The sequence below is a fragment of the Siminovitchia sediminis genome (genome assembly GCF_042680885.1).
Lineage (GTDB): Bacteria > Bacillota > Bacilli > Bacillales > Bacillaceae_C > Siminovitchia > Siminovitchia sediminis.
On the sequence record NZ_JBHUEO010000019.1, the window covers coordinates 26,007 to 44,790 of the forward strand.

Sequence of the window (18,784 nt, forward strand, 5' to 3'; positions counted from 1 at the left end):
AAAGGGTGATGAGTGAGGATGCAGGCTGAAAATATAAAAAAAGCCGTTCAGTATAGGAAGTTGATCGATGTTCTGCTGGACTCCCATCAGCATGCAGATCTTGTACTGAAGGACGGATATGTCATCAATACAGTGACCAGAGAGATCTATGAGGCGGATGTAGCGATCAAAGGTGAGTACATACTAATGGTTGGAGACGCAAGTGAGTTAATAGGCAGCAAAACAAAAGTGGAGAATGTCAGAGGAAAATTTATCTCACCGGGCTTTATCGATTCACATATGCACTTTGAAAGCTCCATGCTGACCTGTACGGAATTTTCCAGACTGTCCATTCCAACCGGTACAACAACTATTGTAGCCGATCCGCATGAAATAGGAAACGTATTGGGAGTTCATGGGATGCAAGAAATGATTAAGGAGGCCAAAACACTCCCGAATCAAATCTATTTTACAGTTCCTGCTGCAGTACCGGATGCACCGGGCTTGGAAACCGCAGGATTTAATGTAAACTCCACCCACATGGAAAAACTTTTAAACGATCCTTATGTTCAGGGTATCGGTGAAATTCAAAGCTTTAGCAACATCGGCCCAGTGTATGAAAATGCTCCTGAACTGATCGATGACCTGGTTGCTGCTGTTTCCTACGCGGAGAGTATTGGCAAAACGGTTGAAGGAAATGCACCGGCATTGTTCGGAAAAGAACTGGCTGCACATATTATCAGCGGGGGCGGCCATGTATCCTGCCACGAAACAACGACAAAAGAAGAAATGATGGAAAAACTTCGCTATGGTGTGAGTGTGTTTATGAGAGAGGGGTCCTCTCAAAGAAACATGGCGGAATGTATCCGTGCCATTACAGAAGAAGGAATGGATTCCCGACGTGCCATACTTGTTTCCGACGATATGGTCCCGGAGGACCTGCTGAAAGACGGTCACATGAACGACATTATCAGGCGGACCATTGGACAAGGTGTTGATCCCGTAGAAGCTATTCAAATGGCCACGATCAATCCGGCAACGCACTTTGGTTTCAAAGATGTCGGCATCCTTGCACCAGGGAAGCGTGCAAATATAGCTGTAATCAGCAACTTAAATGAAATGACAATTGACCAGGTTTACCTGAACGGAATCCTGGCTGCTGAAAAAGGTCAATTGACTCTGGATCTCGGCTCTTACACATATCCTGAAAGCGTAAAAAAATCAGTGAAACGCGGACCGGTTAAAGTGGAGGATCTCCACATTACCGCAAATGGCAGCCGTGCCCGTGTCCGCTCCATTGTCGCTATTCCCTTTCAAAACCTGACAGGCGCGCAGGAATTTGATTTAAACGTGTCGGGCGGGGTTGTTCAGCCATGTCTGCAGCAGGATGTACTTCCTTTAATTGTGGTAGAAAGACATGGGAGAACCGGAAACATCGGTAAGGCCTTTTTGAATGGTTTTAAGCTTCAAAGTGGAGCCATCGCAGAGAGCGTGGCCCATGATACACATAATATTATCGTAACAGGGACGAACTACGAAGATATGGTAACAGCCGTGAATCGTGTTATATCTATGGACGGCGGAATTGCCATGATCAAAGACGGCAAGGTGGTAGGGGATTTGCCATTACGAGTGGGCGGACTGATAACAGATGAACTGAGCGGGCAGGAAGTCAGTGAAAAGATCGCTGAGCTGTCAAGGCTGGCAGAGACAGAGTTGGGCTGCGGTATTCCTGTACCTTTCATGCACTTGTCTTTTTGGTCACTCGTGACAAGCCCCGAGTGGAAAATAACGGATATGGGGTTAATCGATGTAGATCGCTTTGAAGTACTTTCCCCGGTGATAGAGTAAGAGGGAGGCGGATGACATGGGGATCAGATTAGTTGACCTTTCACAAGAAATTTATCAGGGGATGCCAATATTTCCGCTGCACCAGCCAACGCATATTTGGCAGAACATTTCTCATGAAGAAAGCTTGAAAAAGATCGGATTTGAATTTGCGACGAACAATATTTTAATCAATGAACATGGCGGCACACATACCGATGCCACGTACGAATTTGATCCAAACGGTAAATATATCAATGATATGCCGCTGGAATACTTTTATGGACCGGCGGTTTGTTTGGATGTGTCACATGTGTCTCCTGACGGTTATATTACCCCAAGGGATCTGGAGCAGGCACTGGATAAATCCGGGCAGGTACTGGAGAAGGGTGACATCGTTTTATTATATACAGGCCATTACAATCGGAAATTTGGTACTGATGAATGGCTGACGCGTTATACCGGTCTCAATTACGAGGGAGCTAAATGGCTGGCGGAAAAAGGTGTGGTGAACATTGGCGTGGATTCCCCTTCTGTAGATAATCCAAAAGATGAACGTTACTCCGGACATTTAGTATGCCGGGAGTACGGAATATCAAATACGGAAAATCTCATCAACCTGGATCAGGTGGCTGGAATGCGTTTTCTCTATTTCGGATTGCCTTTAAAAATCAGGGAAGGGACGGGTTCACCTATCAGAGCTGTTGCCCTGTTTATCGATTAATTAAGCGAGAGAAAGAGGTGTTTGATATATGGTAAATTCAGCCAGAGAAAGGATTCGGGAAGAAATTATCATCCCCCCATATGAAGGCAGAAGCGCTGTACTGAACCCAGGCGAAGAACTGGTCATCATTGATATGGAAGGGAAACAGGTCGGTGATTTTGTTTGTTTTAATCGGAAAGATCCCAAAGAGTTTGTATCACCTGTCCATATGAGAGCTTCCCTCAGCAGCATCCGACTTAAACCGGGTGATGGGTTGTACAGCAACAGACGGCGTCCTTTAATGACATTTGTTGAAGATACAGTCGGAAAACATGATTTCTTTTTTCCTGCCTGTGATTATTATCGTTATAAAATAGATTTTGGCATGGAAGACCATCCCAACTGCCATGATAATTTAAACCGAGCGCTGGCATCCTATGGGCTGGGGAAAGAGCCGGTTCCTGATCCAATCAATTTCTTTATGAACAACGTATTGAATGATCAGGGAGATTATGAAATACATGAACCGCTGTCCAAACCCGGTGATTATGTCCGTTTGAGAGCTCTTGAAGAGGTGGTTATAGCCTGTTCCACCTGTTCCCAGGACATGGCTCCGGTAAATGGGTATAAAGTAACGTCACTTAAAATGCAAATCGTGGAGGCGAACTAAATGGGAGCTGTCCGTTTTTTGCAGGAAATGATACAAATTGACAGCTCCAACCCTCCCGGAAATGAAAATCGGGTATCCCTTATGCTGGCTGAAAGATGCAAGGCAGCCGGCATTCCTTTTCAAATAACGGAAGTTGAGCCGGGAAGAAGCAACTTTGAGATACGCTTAAAAGGGGAAGGTACCGGAAAGATTATATTTTGCGGGCATATGGATACAGTGCTGCCCGGTGAACAGCCATGGAGCTATCCGCCTTTTTCAGGAAAAATCATTAACGACAAGATATACGGCCGCGGAGCATCCGACATGAAGAGCGGTCTAGCCGCCATGTATTTGGCAATTGAATCTCTGTTTAAGGAAGGGAAACTTCTCCCGAAGGAAATCGTCTTTCTGGCTACAGCCGGTGAGGAAGTCGATAGCTGCGGGGCTAGAAAATATTTAGAAGGACAGACAATGCAGGATGTTGAAGCGCTGATTATTGGGGAGCCGACGAATGAAAAGGTGGTCGTCGGGCATAAGGGAGCCCTGTGGATTGAGATTGTAACCATTGGAAAGACTGCACACGGTTCCATGCCGGAAATGGGAATTAATGCTGTTGAATCGATGAACAAGATTATGGAAATGCTCAAATCATTCAAGAAAAAGTGGAAAATCACTGCCGAACCATTGGGACAAAGCAGTTTGGCGGTCACACAAATACATGGAGGAATCCAAACAAACGTAATTCCGGATCGTTGCAGCCTGTCAGTAGATATCAGGTCTGTACCTCCACAATCCCACCAACGATTACTTGCTGAAATCAATACAGGTCTCGAGGAATTATTCTCATATGAAAACTCCCCGGATTTTTCTGTAAATCTTCTTCTTGACCGTCCGGCTATTTTAACCAAACCAACAGAAAAACTGATCCGGCTGGCTTTGGATTTGAATGATCAGTCCTCATTATATGGAGTGTCTTATTATACAGATGCTGCCGTCTTAAATCCGAATAGTGAAGTACCGACGCTTATTTACGGGCCTGGTGATGAAAAGCTCGCGCATCAGCCAAATGAATATGTTGAAATCCAAGCTTATTTGCGGTCCATTGATTTTTACAGGGAGTTGGCAGTGAAGCTTTCTGAAGAAGGAAGAGCGGCTTCTTTTCATAGATAAAGAAAGAGGGGAATAGATATGCCCACCATATTGATCAAAAATGCGCAAATTATTACCATGAACGCTCAAGAGGAGATTATCCAAGGCGATTTATTGATCGAGGATGATAAAATAAAAAACATTGGGACAAACTTGCGGCATAAGGCGGATCAAGTGATTAATGCGACAGATAAAACTGTCATCCCAGGATTTATCCAAACGCATATCCATCTTTGCCAAACACTATTTAGAGGCCAAGCCGATGACATGGAACTGATGGATTGGCTTCAAAAAAGAATATGGCCGCTTGAGGCTTCACATGATGAAGAATCAAGCTATTATTCTGCTATGCTCGGTCTTGGTGAACTGATTCAAAGCGGCACAACAACCATCGTAGATATGGAAACGGTGAACCATACAGATGCTGCCTTCCGTGCGATGGCGCAAAGCGGGATACGCGTTTTGGCCGGGAAAGTGATGATGGACATGGGCGACGATGTTCCTGATTTGTTAAGGGAAGATACAGCTGCTTCGATTCAGAAAAGTGTAGATTTGCTGGAAAAATGGCATCAGCATGATAACGGGCGGATCCAATACGCTTTCTGCCCGAGGTTTGTAGTCTCCTGTACGGAAGAACTGCTCACACAAGTGCGTGAACTGTCCAATCATTATCATGTGAAAGTACATACGCATGCTTCAGAAAACAGGAAAGAAATTGAAATTGTTGAGCAGCAAAGAGGAATGCGGAACATCGTATACCTGGATCATATAGGCTTGGCAAACGAGAATTTAATATTGGCTCATTGTGTCTGGCTTGATGATGAGGAGAAGCGGATTATTAAAGACCGGGGAATCAAAATGAGTCATTGTCCAAGCTCCAACATGAAACTGTCATCGGGTATTGCGGATGTACCGGATATGCTTGACATGCAGGCGTATGTTAGTTTGGGTGCGGATGGTGCGCCGTGTAACAATAACCTGGATATGTTCAACGAAATGAGAATGGCTTCCTTGATTCAAAAGCCGAAACATGGGCCAACCGCAATGAATGCACGGACGACATTCAGGATGGCTACGATTGGCGGGGCGAGGGCCGTCGGGATGGAGGATCAGATCGGCAGTATTGAAATAGGTAAAAAAGCAGATCTTGTTATGCTGGATTTGAATAATTTCCATACCTTTCCGTCTGCAGAAGTAGATCCCATTTCCAGGATTGTATACTCTGCAACAAGAGCGGATGTTGATCTTACGATGATTAACGGAAAAATAGTCATGCAAAATGGTACAGTTAAAACGATAGACAAAGAGATCGTTCTTCATGAAGCGAATAAATCTATCCAAAGGCTTCTAAAAAGAATTCCGTCTATTATGAAAATTCCGGGCTGACAAGTTTAAATGTAGACGGCGTTGCTGGAAATATGAAAAAATCCTGCTCCCTTTTATAATCGAATGGCAGGATTTTTTTATTGACGAAAAGACATAGGAAATGGATTGAGCAGATATCAAAAATCTTCTAAAGTTTTAAGTATTTATTTTTTGAAAATAGTAAGATATGATGATTATATGAGTACAGCTTGAGGGCTTTTATATTTCTTCAATTTGGAAGGGGAAACATTGTGTGATTTCACGTTTATCATCGCCTTACTTATGGTTAATACTCGCTACAATGTTCTGGGGCGGAAATTTTGCAGTTGGAAGAGCTCTGGTTCATGATGTTCCTCCATTTACCATGTCTTTTATCCGGTGGTTTATCGCCTTGCTTATACTACTGCCGTTTGTATGGAAGGAGTATCATACAGCGAAGGAACTCATGATCAAGCAATGGAAAATCATTGGTATTTTATCTTTAACGGGTATAGCAGCCTTTAATTCACTTTCCTATGTTGCTGTTCAATATACCACGTCTATTAACGCTTCTCTTGTGAACGGACTGGCTCCGGGACTCATTATTCTAATGTCATTTATTTTCCTTAAGGAAAGAATGTTAAAAATCCAATTAACTGGTGTTATTATTTCGTTAATTGGCGTGCTATGGATTGTGACACAGGGCAGTATTCATACATTTATGACACTTGCTTTCAACAATGGGGATTTGATTATGCTGTTTGGAGTCCTTGCATGGGTAATATACTCTATTTACATGAAGGCTGCGGCTGCCGGTTTACCGAAAATGGCTTTGTTTATTAGTACGATCTTTGTGGGACTTATCATTTTGGCACCGTTTGCAGCCTGGGAATTTTATAGAGATCCTGCACCACTGCAACTGGGAATGCCACAAGTGATAAGTTTGTTGTATCTCGGAATTTTTCCCTCTATACTTTCTTTTGTTTTATGGAACAAGGCGCTTCTTATGCTGGGGCCATCCAAAGCTTCGGTCTTTTTGAATTTTACATTATTATTTGCTACGATTTTCAGCATCCTGTTTCTTCATGAGAAACTCCTGGTTTCCCAGGTAATCGGGGGCATTTTAATGATTTTGGGCGTGGTGCTGACAGCAAATATCAAGCTATTCAAAGGAACGCGTCCCGGACTTGAAGCAAACTATCATCACACATAATCGAAGTAACGGGCAGTGTGGTGGAATAATCAAAAAATTCGAGTAAATGATTGACAATAATCACGTTTGAATGGTATATTATAAAAAAACAAAATGCTTGCGAATGACAATCGCGGGAGAGACTAAACAATTTGTTTAGCACCGAAGGAGCAAGTCCCAAAAAATCCATGGGATCCAATCTCTCAGGTAAAAGCACCGCGTTTGGACGCGTCTCTGGAGAGCGCCTTCTACAGGCCACCCAAGGGGAATACTTCAATCTTGAAGTTAAACTCTCAGGTAAAAGGACAGAGGAAGGGTAGATGATGATCTATCTTTCCCCTGTCCTTTTTGTGTTTCAGGGAGATGACAAGGGAAGGGTAGGCAAAAAGGAGGACGAATCAATGAGTTTAGCTCATGCAGACACGGAAATCTTTCAGGCGATTAAGGAAGAACGGAAAAGGCAGGATCAGTCGCTGGAACTTATCGCTTCAGAAAACTTTGTAAGTACAGATGTGATGGAGGCCATGGGTTCTGTCTTAACTAATAAGTATGCGGAAGGGTATCCCGGAAAGCGTTATTATGGCGGATGCGAGCACGTGGATGTCGTAGAAAATTTGGCCATTGAGCGTTTGAAGGAATTATTTGGAGCTCCATATGCAAATGTTCAGCCTCATTCAGGAGCACAGGCAAATATGGCCGTTTTTTTCGCTTTGCTCGAACCTGGGGATACGATTATGGGCATGAATTTATCCCATGGCGGCCATCTGACACATGGGAGCCCGGTCAATATGTCAGGGAAATGGTTTAACATTGTTTCCTATGGTGTGAGAGAAGATACCCACTTGATTGACTATGATGAAGTAGAGAAAATGGCTTTGGAGAAACGCCCTAAATTGATCATTGCCGGGGCAAGTGCTTATCCGAGGGTGATTGACTTTGCAAGATTCAGGGAGATCGCTGATAAAGTGGGTGCCTATTTTTTGGTAGATATGGCGCATATTGCAGGGCTGGTCGCTGCTGGACTTCACCCTTCACCTGTTCCATTTGCCGATGTCATTACAAGCACAACCCATAAGACACTTAGGGGTCCGCGGGGAGGGATTATCTTAACCAACCATGAGGATATTGCCAAGAGAGTCAATAAAGCCATTTTTCCGGGAATACAAGGCGGTCCGCTCATGCATATCATCGCGGCAAAGGCTGTAGCATTCAAGGAGGCTATGGAGCCGAGTTTTGCAAAATATATCTCGCAGGTTATCAGTAATGCATCCAGACTTGCAGCATCTTTGAAAGACAAGGGAGCAGCCATTGTTTCCGGCGGAACAGACAATCATCTCATATTAGTTGATGTCAGGCCGTGGGAACTGACAGGAAAGGAAGCCGAGCATCTGTTGGAGGCAGCCGGAATGACAGTCAATAAAAATACCATTCCGTATGATCCCGAAAGCCCATTCGTTACGAGCGGGATTCGGATTGGCACGGCTGCCCTGACTTCCCGCGGGATGAACGAAACGGACATGGAAGCCATTGCCGGTTATATGACAGATATTTTACAAAGCCAAGGGGACTCCAAGGAAAAGGTAAAAGTAAGAAAAGAGATTCAGAGGTTATGCCGCACATACCCACTTTATCAAAAACAGTTGGTCAGATAGAGATGGAGGTGTTATGGAGGTGTTCTCATGGTTTTTAACAGTTGCTTTGATATTATCGGTCCGGTGATGGTAGGGCCGTCCAGCTCTCATACAGCCGGAGTGGTTGCCATTGGAAAGTTTGGCCATGACTTGCTCGGTGAAATACCGAAGTCCGTAAACATTACATTTTATGATTCATTTTCTGAAACTTACCAAGGGCACGGAACAGATAAAGCCGTGATTGGCGGCCTGCTCGGACTGGGAACGGATAACCCGGAGATAAAGCATGCCTTTGAGCTGGCGGAAAAGGAAAGAATGAACATTTCTTTTGAATTTGAAGAGAGATGCCCGTACTATGACCATCCCAATACCCTTCTTATCAGTATGAAAAGCAGAGAAAATTCTGTTGAAATTGGAGGCGTTTCTTTAGGGGGCGGGGTTTCGAAAATATTCCTGATCAACGGACAGCCGGCAAATATTTTATTAAACTCCAAGTTAGATATGGAATCAATGCGAGAAAGGTATCTTCACGATCGGAGATGATAGGAATGGATTTTCATTCAATGAATGATCTGTTGCAGCTCTGCGAGGAAAAAGAAATGACGATGGGCAGGCTGATGATGGAAACGGAAGAAAAGAAAACAGGTAAGAGCAGCGATGAAATTTTTACCATGATGAAAGAACGGCTTTTTAAAATGAAGGAAGCAGTTGAGAAAGGAATCACGGATCCGTCACCTTCACCCAGTGGTATTTCCGGTGGAGATGCGCATTTAATGAAAGAATATAAGGATAAAGGAAACTACATGACAGGCGGTTTAGTAACAGATGCCATGAAATATGCTTTTGCCACTTCTGAAACGAATGCCCGGATGGGAGTGATTGTCGCGACACCTACCGCGGGATCAGCAGGCATCCTTCCCGGCTGTATATTTGCTTTGGAAGATAACACTGATATTTCCACTGACGATCTGGTCATGGGGCTTTTTACGGCAAGTGCCATCGGCTATGTTATTGCCAATCGTGCTTTTATATCAGGTGCAGCAGGCGGATGCCAAGCTGAAGTAGGATCCGCCACCGCTATGGCCTCCGCAGCGATTGTTGAAATGAGGGGCGGTACTCCTGAACAGGCTGTCCATGCAGCTGCTATGTCCCTTAAATCTTTGCTTGGCCTTGTATGCGATCCTGTTGCAGGCCTGGTTGAGGTTCCCTGTATCAAGCGGAATGTGATTGGCACGGCTATTGCTTTTGCTTCTGCAGATATGGCGCTCGCCGGAATCAAAAGCAGAATACCCTGTGATGAAGTAATAGGTGCCATGTATGATATCGGCAGCAGCATGCCGCGCACATTGAAAGAAACGTCTCTTGGAGGACTGGCAGCAACGCCCACCGGCGAGGATTTAAAGAGAAAATTAATGGCCAAACCTTGCCGGAACAGCGCTAAAAATACTGGATGATGAACCGTCTATGAGAAAAGATTAACAATCAAAATATGCGGATGAAGATTATGGGAGAGTGCTGTATAAAAGCCGCCGAAGGAGCAAGGTCCAAAAAAACCATTGGAACCAATCTCTCAGGCAAATGAACCACAATCCGACGCATCTCTGGAGAGAGCGCTTTAAAAACGCCACCAAAGGAGCAAGCCCGAAAGTGATCGGAGTTAAACTCTCAGGTACAAGGACAGAGAAGGGATTCAATCCCTTTTTCTGTCTTTTTTTATAAATAAAAAAACCTTTATACTGAGTTTTTCTTTAAAAGGTAGTGTTATCTAGCTCCAGACGCCATCGGTTCGAGGTATACCCCAATTGGCGGCTGAAAAGCCGACTTCTCCCAATTTGTTTTTGCTTGTCGCAGATAGAGGGCGCCTTGCGCTTTCTTATGTGAAGGAGTGAAGAAAAATGGTTATTAGGCTCACGGAAGCAGCTGTAAATAAACTTAGAAACATGAAAATGAAAGATGGCCATATTCCCCGTATGGATGCAAATATTTCCGGCGGGTGCGGCATGGCGGTTTCATTCAAGTTTTTCATCGATGAGAAGCGAAGAAATGACCATGTGTTCCAGTACAATGGTATACAAATTGCGATGGATCGGTTAACATTGCGATATTTGAATAAGGATGCACAGGTGGATTACAATGAAAAAAGCGGTTTTATCGTTGGGGAAGGATTTTCGTCAGGTGCTTGTGCAATTGAATCAAATAATGTCAGTCAAGAAGGTTCCTTAGATGGTGAACATACTATTCATTAAAAATGACAGATCTTCCAAAAACGATTATGATTATGGACGGCGGAGTATTTGGATCAGAACGTTTGAACTGAAGACGGGTGTTACTGTCACCGATTGGGGGCACCAGGATCCAATCATCATAACTGTAAAAGGGAAGATTTCAGGTAAGCACAACCGCTGGAATGGGATTTGTATAAAGCGGAATAATAGAAAAACTGGAGGAGTAACGATGGCTGCAGAATCAAAGAACAACAGAGCGACTTTATTAATTTCGTGCCCGGAAAAGCCGGGGATTATCTCAACAGTATCCAATTTTTTATTGGATCACCAAGCAAACATCGTGCAATTTGACCAGCATACGACTGATCCGAAAGCAGGGATGGTCTTTATGCGAATTGAGTTCGATTTAAGTGATTTTGATGCATCTTATGACAAATTGCATGAAGACATGAGGCTGCTGGCAGAAGACTTCAAGATGAAGTGGCAGCTAAACAGCAAAAGGGAAAGAAAGCGGATGGCCATCTTTGTTACGAAACAGGAATCATGTGTGATGGAATTGATCTGGAGAGTGAAATCGGGTGAAATCGATGCTGATATCCCAATGGTAATCAGCAACCATAACGATCTGAGGGAAGTAGTGGAGAATCAGGGAATCACTTTTTATCATATCCCGGTAACTCCCGAAACAAAAGATGAAGCGGAAAGAAAGGCATTGGCACTTATCGAGGGAAAAGTAGACTTTATTGTGCTGGCCCGTTACATGCAAATTCTCTCTCCTGAGTTTATTGCCAGATTTCCAAACCGTATTATCAATATTCATCACTCGTTCTTGCCTGCTTTCGTCGGAGCCAACCCATACGTTCGCGCCTTTAACCGCGGCGTAAAATTGATCGGGGCAACTGCACACTATGTAACCAATGATTTGGATGAAGGTCCGATTATCGAGCAGGATGTCATTCGGGTGACCCATCGCTATACAGCGGAAGACTTAAAAGTAGCCGGCCGCCACGTGGAAAAACATGTACTTGCCCATGCTGTTGCTTGGCATGTAGAAAATAAAGTGATTGTACATGGAAATAAAACGATTATATTTCCGTAGCAAGGCAGCAGAGCACGTCGATAGGCGTGCTTTTTTAGTGATGAACACCTGGAAGACAGTTTATTTCGATAAACAGAACATCGTAACCTGTAAATTCTTCCGAATTTTCATTAACAAACTTACTGTTCATTTATGTGAAAATGGTGTTATAATATAGTTATGTGATAATTAACAATTTAAAGAATATAATATATTATTAAAAAATATAGAGGGGAGAGATCTTATAAGGAGCCTATATGTCGATTAGACTTCATAAGCACCCTTGCATCCTGGCGCCATTCGTTTGTCATAGTTGTTATAGTGTTGCAGATGTCGTTCCTTTTATCTATATCGATAGACTCGTTTAGTATTTGGAAGAAGTGATATTCTGGTATTGCCCTCCCAGATCTGCAAACATTTATAGTTTAAGCAAATTTTTGGGTTTGAAAGGCATTTTCTATACTAAGAGGTCAAACATGGAAAAGCTGACTAAAGAAATATAAAACCTTTAGATGCAAATGAATGTAAGCGCTTAAATATGGTGTGGAAGGGTGTGTAAAATTGAAAAAAGGTTCAGATAACAACCTTCTTATCGGTGTAAATGATAAAGTCGGTTATTCGAAAGCAACCGTACTTGGACTGCAACATGTACTGGCAATGGACCTGTACATCGCGCCACTTATTATTGCAGGTCTGCTTTCATTAAGTATTGAGAACACCTCGTTTTTTATACAAATGTGTTTCTTGGCAACCGGTATTGCCACTTTAATTCAAACGGGTGCCGGAATCAAGCTTCCTGTAGTTCAAGGACCATCTTATGTGCCCATAGGAGCCATTGCTGCAATTGGAGGGAAATTAGGTCTTGGTGGAATTACGGGAAGTTTAATTCCGGGTGCAATTATCATCGCTATTGTAGGTTATCCACTAAAATGGTTTGCAAAATGGGTCCGAAAGTTTATGCCGCCAATTGTTGCGGGTACGGTTATTATTATTGTAGGGATTGGCTTAATGCCTACAGCCATTAATGGTGTTTACAATGCTGAAGGAAGTCTGGGACACAACACAGCTATCGCCGGCGTATCCATTGGGACATTGATTTTATTTATGATGCTTGGAAGCAGGCTGCGCGGCATAGGTAAGTTTTTTCGCTTAGTATCCGTTATTTTGGCCATCGCAGTGGGGACGATCACAGCGACAATTCTGGGAGATGTGGATTTTTCTCCTGTTAAAGATGCTCCATGGTTTGCATTTCCTGCCTTGTTCCCGTTTGGTAAACCTGTTTTTGACATCGGAGCTATTATTACAATGGTTTTTGTTTATTTAATTATATTAATTGAGACTACAGGCACATGGTTTGTTGTCTCGTCCGTTACCGGTGAACAACTGGATGATAAACGCCTTAACAAAGCTTCTGTAGGTGAGGGATTAGGGTGTCTTGCAGGATCGCTTGTTGGAGGTACTCCTGTTACTGGATACTCGTCCAATGCAGGTTTGCTGGCCATTACAGGTGTTGCTGGCAGAGGTCCTATTCTGGCAGCAGGCGTGATTCTTATTTGCCTGGGGTTAATTCCTAAATTGTCAACAGTCATTACCTGTATCCCTGGTCCTGTGATAAGCGCTATTTTCGGGATGGTCTGTGTTGCAATTGTAACGAACGGAATGAAGGTCATACAGCCCTTTACGATCGATGATCGGAACATGATTATCATCGGAATTCCTATTTTGCTTACGTTGGCTGCAGTCTTTTTACCACAAGATGTCCTATTCGCAGTTCCTGATTGGATTAATTATATTCTATCATCCGGTATTGCAGTTGGTGCATTGGCAACTCTCATTCTAAACTTGGTCATTCCAAAAGAGAAGAAAATGCAAACGGAGAGGGAAGATGCTTTATATAAAAAAGGTACGGGCTAATGTGCTTGTATTAACTGTAGGAAGTTCGATGAAACAATTCCCGCTTTTGCGGTCATTATGACAATGCCCCTATCATCCAATATAGTGATAGGGATTGCAGCAGGGTTTATCATGTACCCCAGCCTCAAACTTTGGGCAAAGGAAAAGTACAATTTATTCCGGCTAATTAACGATCATCACTACAAAAGGAATGGTAAAACCGGGATGGCTTGTAGCCACCCCGGTCAGATGATCGTTTTATAGTTATTCCGTTCCTAGTGTTACACCGAGTTTTTTCAAATATTGCCGATACGCGATGCTCATACGGTCACAGACCAAAGACATTTCTACTTGTAAATCGAGGGGGAGCTCTTCAGGTTTTTGATTTTCCACAATAGGCCTGTCTTGTTCGAAAATCTTGTCCTGAAAAGCAATGATCTCATGATCCGTTAAGCCCGTATCATAATTAAATGATTCAATACCATAGACCATTGATTTGGTTTCATCAATGGGCCGGACAGTCAAGACAATCGACATAATTGAGTTATTGTCAGGGTCTCGTTTAGAGAATTTTACAGTGAGCGGCCGAAGAATCTCGTAAGTATAGTAGACAAATTTTTCCTTTCCTGTTCCATCTGCATCTGGTTGGAAGACTTCTATTTCATCCGAGAATATTCTTCCATCTTCGTGATGTACCTTGTAGTCCGGTATGACCCGATGTTTCTTATCCCCTAAAAACCCTTCATGCAATACAGCAAGATGTCCCACATCCAAGAAGTTTTCCACAATTCGGGGCGGCTTTGCCAATGCTTCCTGCGGTCCCCAAATGACATGATAAAAAGTATCATCTTCCGATTCCGTATGCCGGAATAATTCAGGTTCATTTCCAGCCAGGTTAATCCAAATGAGCCCATACTTTTCCGTACAACTATATTTTACTGCTTTAGCTTGTGTAGGGATTTTTCTGCCTTCCGGCAATTGAGGAATATGTACACAAGCTCCGCTGTCATCGTACTCCCAACCGTGATAGGGACAGACAATACAATCATTTTTTACTTTGCCCAGAGATAATGCGGCTCCACGATGACAACATAGGTCTTTAAAAGCATGTACACCTTTGCTGTTTCTAAAAATAACAATTCTTTCGCCCATGAATGTAATTTGAATAGGCTCTTCCTTTACGTCTTCAGACCGACAAGCAACAAGCCAGTCTTGCTGGAGCACTTTATCCTCCAGCAAATTACTGCGCAATAAGTTAGTTGCCATACATTCCCCTCCCATATTACTAGGATTTTTAAATTCATATTTTCCTTAGATTACAGTGTTACTAACCTGAACATTTTGTAAATTTAGACTATTTTATATAATTATACTACCTTTTAAATTATATTCAAATGATATTTGTAGTAATAAAAAACTGCACCCTTCAACATATCATGCAAGGTGCAGTTTTTATATAAAATTCTTATTTAACCGTTGGTCCACCTAATTCGGCGATCGTTTTATCTACATGGCCAAACTTCTTAAAGTTGTCTTTGAATTTCTCAGCAAGTTCATTGGCTTTCTCTTTATAAGCTTCTTTGTTGTCCCAGGTTTTGATGGGCTGCAATACTTCATCAGGTACACCTGGTACGTGAAGTGGGATGGAAAGACCGAATACTTCGTCTTTCACTGTTTCTGCATTGTCCAGCTCACCATTTAAAGCTGCTTGCACCATCGCGCGAGTATAGGCAAGATTCATTCGTTTGCCGATTCCGTATGGGCCTCCGGTCCAGCCTGTATTGACCAAAAACACTTGAACGCCATGCTCATCAATTTTCTTGCCGAGCATTTCAGCGTAGCGTGCAGCAGGCAGCGGCAGGAATGGCGCACCAAAACATGTGGAGAAAGTAGCTTCAGGAGAAGTCACTCCGCGTTCCGTTCCAGCCAGTTTTGATGTAAACCCGCTCAGGAAGTGGTACATAGCCTGCTCTTTTGTTAGTTTGCTGATTGGAGGCAGTACACCGAACGCATCAGCAGTCAGGAAGACAATCACAGACGGATGTCCTGCGATGCTTGGCTCCACGATATTATCAATCGCTTGAATTGGATAGGCAGCTCTTGTGTTTTCTGTCAATGATGTATCGTCATAAAGTGGTTCACGTGAATCCGGGTCTACAACGACATTTTCCAGTACGGATCCAAAAGTGATGGCATTGTAAATTTGTGGCTCTTTCTCATAAGATAAGCCTGCTGTTTTTGCGTAGCATCCGCCCTCTATATTAAATACACCGTTTGGCGACCAGCCGTGCTCGTCATCACCGATTAAGCGGCGGTTCGGGTCAGCGGAAAGAGTTGTTTTACCTGTTCCGGATAATCCAAAGAAGAGGGCAACGTCTCCTTCAGCTCCGACGTTAGCAGAGCAGTGCATGGATAAAATATCTGCTTCGGGAAGCTCATAGTTCATGACAGAAAAAATGGATTTTTTCATCTCACCGGCATATTCTGTACCGCCGATTAACACTATCCGGCGTTCGAACGAAACGATAATGAATGTTTCGGATTTTGTTCCGTCCACTTTAGGGTCCGCTTTAAACCCTGGAGCAGAAATGACCGTAAATTTTGCATCATGATCTGCCAATTCTTCTTGTTTTGGACGAATAAATAATTGATGGGCAAACAAATTGTGCCAGGCATACTCGTTGATTACCTGAATCGGCAGGCGATACTTTTCATCCGCACCTGCAAAGCCTTTGAAAACGAAAATTTCTTCTTTTTCCTCTAAATAGGAAATCACTTTTGAATACAGTTTTTCAAATATTTCAGACGAAATCGGCTGGTTGACTGAACCCCAATCGATTTTATTTGTGACAGAAGGTTCATCCACAATAAATTTATCTTTGGGGGAGCGGCCTGTATATTTTCCCGTTGCGGCACGAACGGCACCAGAAGTTGTCAAGACTCCCTCTTCGCGGTTCAAAACCTTTTCAACAAGTTGTGGAACTGAAAGCTGTATATGAACGTTCTGTCCATTCAATAATTGCTTTAATTCGCTTTTGATGCCTACTGAACTCATATGTTTACCCTTCCTTTGTATTAAAATTTGCAAATTGTACACTTGAGAATTAGTATAACACATTTAATTGAATAGTCTATACTATTTTTGAATATTTCTTGAACTTGTATAAACAGATTTCCAGGGAACATTATATGGATATATTGCCATGTTGGATTTAAGGGTAAGCGGTTCACATACCATTACAGCTTCTTACTATTATTAACGTACCCGGTTGACATTGATTTATTATTTGAGTTATGATTTTGAGTTGAACGGATACTCTTATTCTGAGATGGTGGAGGAAACAGGTCCTTTGAAGCCCGGCAACCTGCTGTCCGCTTAAAAATGCAGACAGAAAGGTGCTTACCTGTTGCAAGGCTGACGGCCTTGGGCGATAAGAGTGAAAGGCTCGGAACACATCAACTTAACCTTTCCTCGTTTTAGGTCAAGGAAAGGTTTTTTCATTAAAGGATAAGACAAAATAAAAATTCGGGGAAAAGGTTCGATCTAGCTTCAGGCGCCATCGGCAAGAGAGATCACAAACTGTTTTCCCCCTGTGGCTGTATAGCTGCCTCATGGGAACGCTCTGTGCTTTTGGCCGTTGAGCGTGCGCCTAGCGCTTTTCTTATTAATCGTAACCATTTTATCAGGATGTGCTTCTATCAAGGACAGAGTACCGTTGTGGATCTATACTGAACATAACATATTAAAGGAGGAGCTTTGATGTCCCAAAATCGGCATTTATTTACATCAGAGTCTGTTACAGAAGGACATCCAGATAAAATTTGCGACCAAATATCTGACGCGATATTGGATGCCATACTTGCTGAAGATCCTAATGCACGTGTTGCCTGTGAAACTTCCGTTACAACAGGACTCGTTCTTGTAGCCGGAGAGATCACGACCACGACTTACGTTGATATTCCCAAAATTGTCAGAGAAACCATTAAAGATATTGGCTACACTCGGGCAAAATATGGTTTTGATGCGGAAACCTGTGCAGTCATCACTTCGATTGACGAGCAGTCACCGGATATTGCTGCAGGCGTTGATATAGCGCTGGAAGCAAGGGAGGGATCCATGAGCGATAAAGAAATTGAGGCGATTGGTGCAGGAGACCAAGGTCTTATGTTTGGTTTTGCTTGTAATGAGACCGAAGAGCTCATGCCGCTTCCCATCTCTCTTTCCCATAATCTGTCCAGAAGGCTTGCTCAAGTCCGCAAAGAGTCTATTCTTCCTTATTTGCGTCCCGATGGAAAAACACAGGTTACAGTCGAATATGATGAAAACCAACAGCCGATAAGGATTGACACGATCGTGCTTTCTACACAGCATCATCCTGAAATAGACCTGGAACAGATCCAGAGAGATATTAAAGAACATGTGATCAAACCTGTAGTTCCCAAAGAGCTTTTGGATGATCAAACTAAATACTTTATTAATCCATCTGGACGATTTGTCATCGGCGGTCCAAAAAGTGACGCCGGCTTGACAGGAAGAAAAATTATCGTAGACACATACGGCGGTTATGCGCGGCATGGGGGAGGAGCTTTTTCTGGAAAAGACCCGACAAAGGTAGACCGCTCGGCTGCATATGCAGCAAGGTATGTGGCTAAAAATATTGTAGCCGCTGGTCTCGCTGATAAGTGTGAGGTGCAGCTGGCTTATGCCATCGGCGTCGCGCAGCCTGTATCCATTTCTGTTGATACGTTCGGCACAGGAAAGGTCTCAGAGGAGGTACTGGTTAAAGCGATCAGAGAAAACTTTGATCTGCGTCCTGCCGGAATCATTCTCATGCTCGATCTGCGCAAGCCGCTGTACAAACAGACAGCAGCGTATGGTCATTTCGGCCGTACAGATATTGATTTGCCATGGGAAAGAACAGATAAGGCGGAAGCGCTGCTTCAATCTGCAACAAATGAAAAATAAGAAAGGATGGCGGGGAATGCATGGGCATCTCCGCCTTTTTCCCGTTGTGAAAGAAATAAAATATTTGTTGCAATATACCTGCCAAACTTCAACAAATAATGATAATATAAAAAAGGTGTGCAGTTATGCCTTTTAAATAGTTTGAATC

The 18,784-nt window shown here is 43.2% G+C and carries 15 protein-coding genes and 4 riboswitches; of the genes, 13 read left to right on the forward strand and 2 right to left on the reverse strand.

The features are described from left to right. Positions 1 to 18: 18 nt before the first annotated feature. The 12 genes from ACFSCZ_RS08430 (at position 19) to ACFSCZ_RS08485 (ending at position 13,691) form a co-directional block, all read left to right on the forward strand. Positions 19 to 1,830 carry an adenine deaminase gene (locus ACFSCZ_RS08430; protein ID WP_380773430.1) on the forward strand — a complete coding sequence of 604 codons (1,812 nt, stop codon included), beginning with the start codon at positions 19 to 21 and terminating at the stop codon, positions 1,828 to 1,830. Positions 1,831 to 1,846: 16 nt separating this feature from the next. Beyond that, on the forward strand, positions 1,847 to 2,530 hold the full coding sequence (locus ACFSCZ_RS08435; RefSeq protein WP_380773432.1) for a cyclase family protein: 684 nt from the start codon (positions 1,847 to 1,849) through the stop codon (positions 2,528 to 2,530). A 28-nt stretch (positions 2,531 to 2,558) separates the two neighbouring features. Then, positions 2,559 to 3,179, forward strand: a complete 621-nt coding sequence (locus ACFSCZ_RS08440) for a DUF1989 domain-containing protein (RefSeq protein WP_380773434.1) — start codon at positions 2,559 to 2,561, stop codon at positions 3,177 to 3,179. Then, entirely contained in the window at positions 3,180 to 4,328 is a 1,149-nt protein-coding gene (locus ACFSCZ_RS08445; RefSeq protein WP_380773436.1) for a M20 family metallopeptidase, read from the forward strand. A gap of 18 nt (positions 4,329 to 4,346) precedes the next feature. After that, positions 4,347 to 5,693: a 5'-deoxyadenosine deaminase gene (locus ACFSCZ_RS08450; RefSeq protein WP_380773438.1), complete on the forward strand. Its 1,347-nt coding sequence runs from the start codon at positions 4,347 to 4,349 to the stop codon at positions 5,691 to 5,693. A gap of 232 nt (positions 5,694 to 5,925) precedes the next feature. Then, positions 5,926 to 6,864, forward strand: a complete 939-nt coding sequence (locus ACFSCZ_RS08455; RefSeq protein ID WP_380773440.1) for a DMT family transporter — start codon at positions 5,926 to 5,928, stop codon at positions 6,862 to 6,864. Positions 6,865 to 6,967: 103 nt separating this feature from the next. Next, a riboswitch (glycine riboswitch) is annotated at positions 6,968 to 7,072 on the forward strand. A gap of 3 nt (positions 7,073 to 7,075) precedes the next feature. After that, a riboswitch (glycine riboswitch) is annotated at positions 7,076 to 7,154 on the forward strand. Between the two features lie 90 nt (positions 7,155 to 7,244). After that, complete coding sequence (glyA, locus tag ACFSCZ_RS08460; protein ID WP_380773442.1) at positions 7,245 to 8,495, forward strand: serine hydroxymethyltransferase; 1,251 nt, start codon at positions 7,245 to 7,247, stop codon at positions 8,493 to 8,495. A 27-nt stretch (positions 8,496 to 8,522) separates the two neighbouring features. Further along, positions 8,523 to 9,017, forward strand: coding sequence for a serine dehydratase beta chain (locus tag ACFSCZ_RS08465; RefSeq protein ID WP_380773444.1), 495 nt, complete (start codon positions 8,523 to 8,525; stop codon positions 9,015 to 9,017). Between the two features lie 5 nt (positions 9,018 to 9,022). Further along, on the forward strand, positions 9,023 to 9,928 hold the full coding sequence (gene sdaAA / locus ACFSCZ_RS08470) for an L-serine ammonia-lyase, iron-sulfur-dependent, subunit alpha (protein ID WP_380773446.1): 906 nt from the start codon (positions 9,023 to 9,025) through the stop codon (positions 9,926 to 9,928). A 41-nt stretch (positions 9,929 to 9,969) separates the two neighbouring features. Further along, a riboswitch (glycine riboswitch) is annotated at positions 9,970 to 10,070 on the forward strand. Positions 10,071 to 10,369: 299 nt separating this feature from the next. Continuing rightward, a complete protein-coding gene (locus ACFSCZ_RS08475; RefSeq protein WP_380773447.1) occupies positions 10,370 to 10,720 on the forward strand; it encodes an iron-sulfur cluster biosynthesis family protein in 351 nt (116 codons plus the stop codon). Positions 10,721 to 10,928: 208 nt separating this feature from the next. Beyond that, positions 10,929 to 11,798, forward strand: a complete 870-nt coding sequence (gene purU / locus ACFSCZ_RS08480; RefSeq protein ID WP_380773535.1) for a formyltetrahydrofolate deformylase — start codon at positions 10,929 to 10,931, stop codon at positions 11,796 to 11,798. A 540-nt stretch (positions 11,799 to 12,338) separates the two neighbouring features. Beyond that, complete coding sequence (locus ACFSCZ_RS08485) at positions 12,339 to 13,691, forward strand: uracil-xanthine permease family protein (RefSeq protein WP_380773448.1); 1,353 nt, start codon at positions 12,339 to 12,341, stop codon at positions 13,689 to 13,691. 243 nt (positions 13,692 to 13,934) lie between these two features. On the opposite strand, the gene ACFSCZ_RS08490 is transcribed toward ACFSCZ_RS08485, so the two are convergent. Beyond that, positions 13,935 to 14,936, reverse strand: coding sequence for an aromatic ring-hydroxylating dioxygenase subunit alpha (locus tag ACFSCZ_RS08490; RefSeq protein WP_380773449.1), 1,002 nt, complete (start codon positions 14,934 to 14,936; stop codon positions 13,935 to 13,937). A 199-nt stretch (positions 14,937 to 15,135) separates the two neighbouring features. Then, positions 15,136 to 16,725 carry a phosphoenolpyruvate carboxykinase (ATP) gene (gene pckA / locus ACFSCZ_RS08495; RefSeq protein WP_380773450.1) on the reverse strand — a complete coding sequence of 530 codons (1,590 nt, stop codon included), beginning with the start codon at positions 16,723 to 16,725 and terminating at the stop codon, positions 15,136 to 15,138. A 261-nt stretch (positions 16,726 to 16,986) separates the two neighbouring features. Beyond that, positions 16,987 to 17,108, forward strand: a riboswitch (SAM riboswitch). A gap of 322 nt (positions 17,109 to 17,430) precedes the next feature. On the opposite strand from pckA, the gene metK reads away from it, so the two are divergent. Beyond that, a complete protein-coding gene (metK, locus tag ACFSCZ_RS08500; protein ID WP_380773451.1) occupies positions 17,431 to 18,636 on the forward strand; it encodes a methionine adenosyltransferase in 1,206 nt (401 codons plus the stop codon). The last annotated feature ends 148 nt before the right edge of the window (positions 18,637 to 18,784 follow it).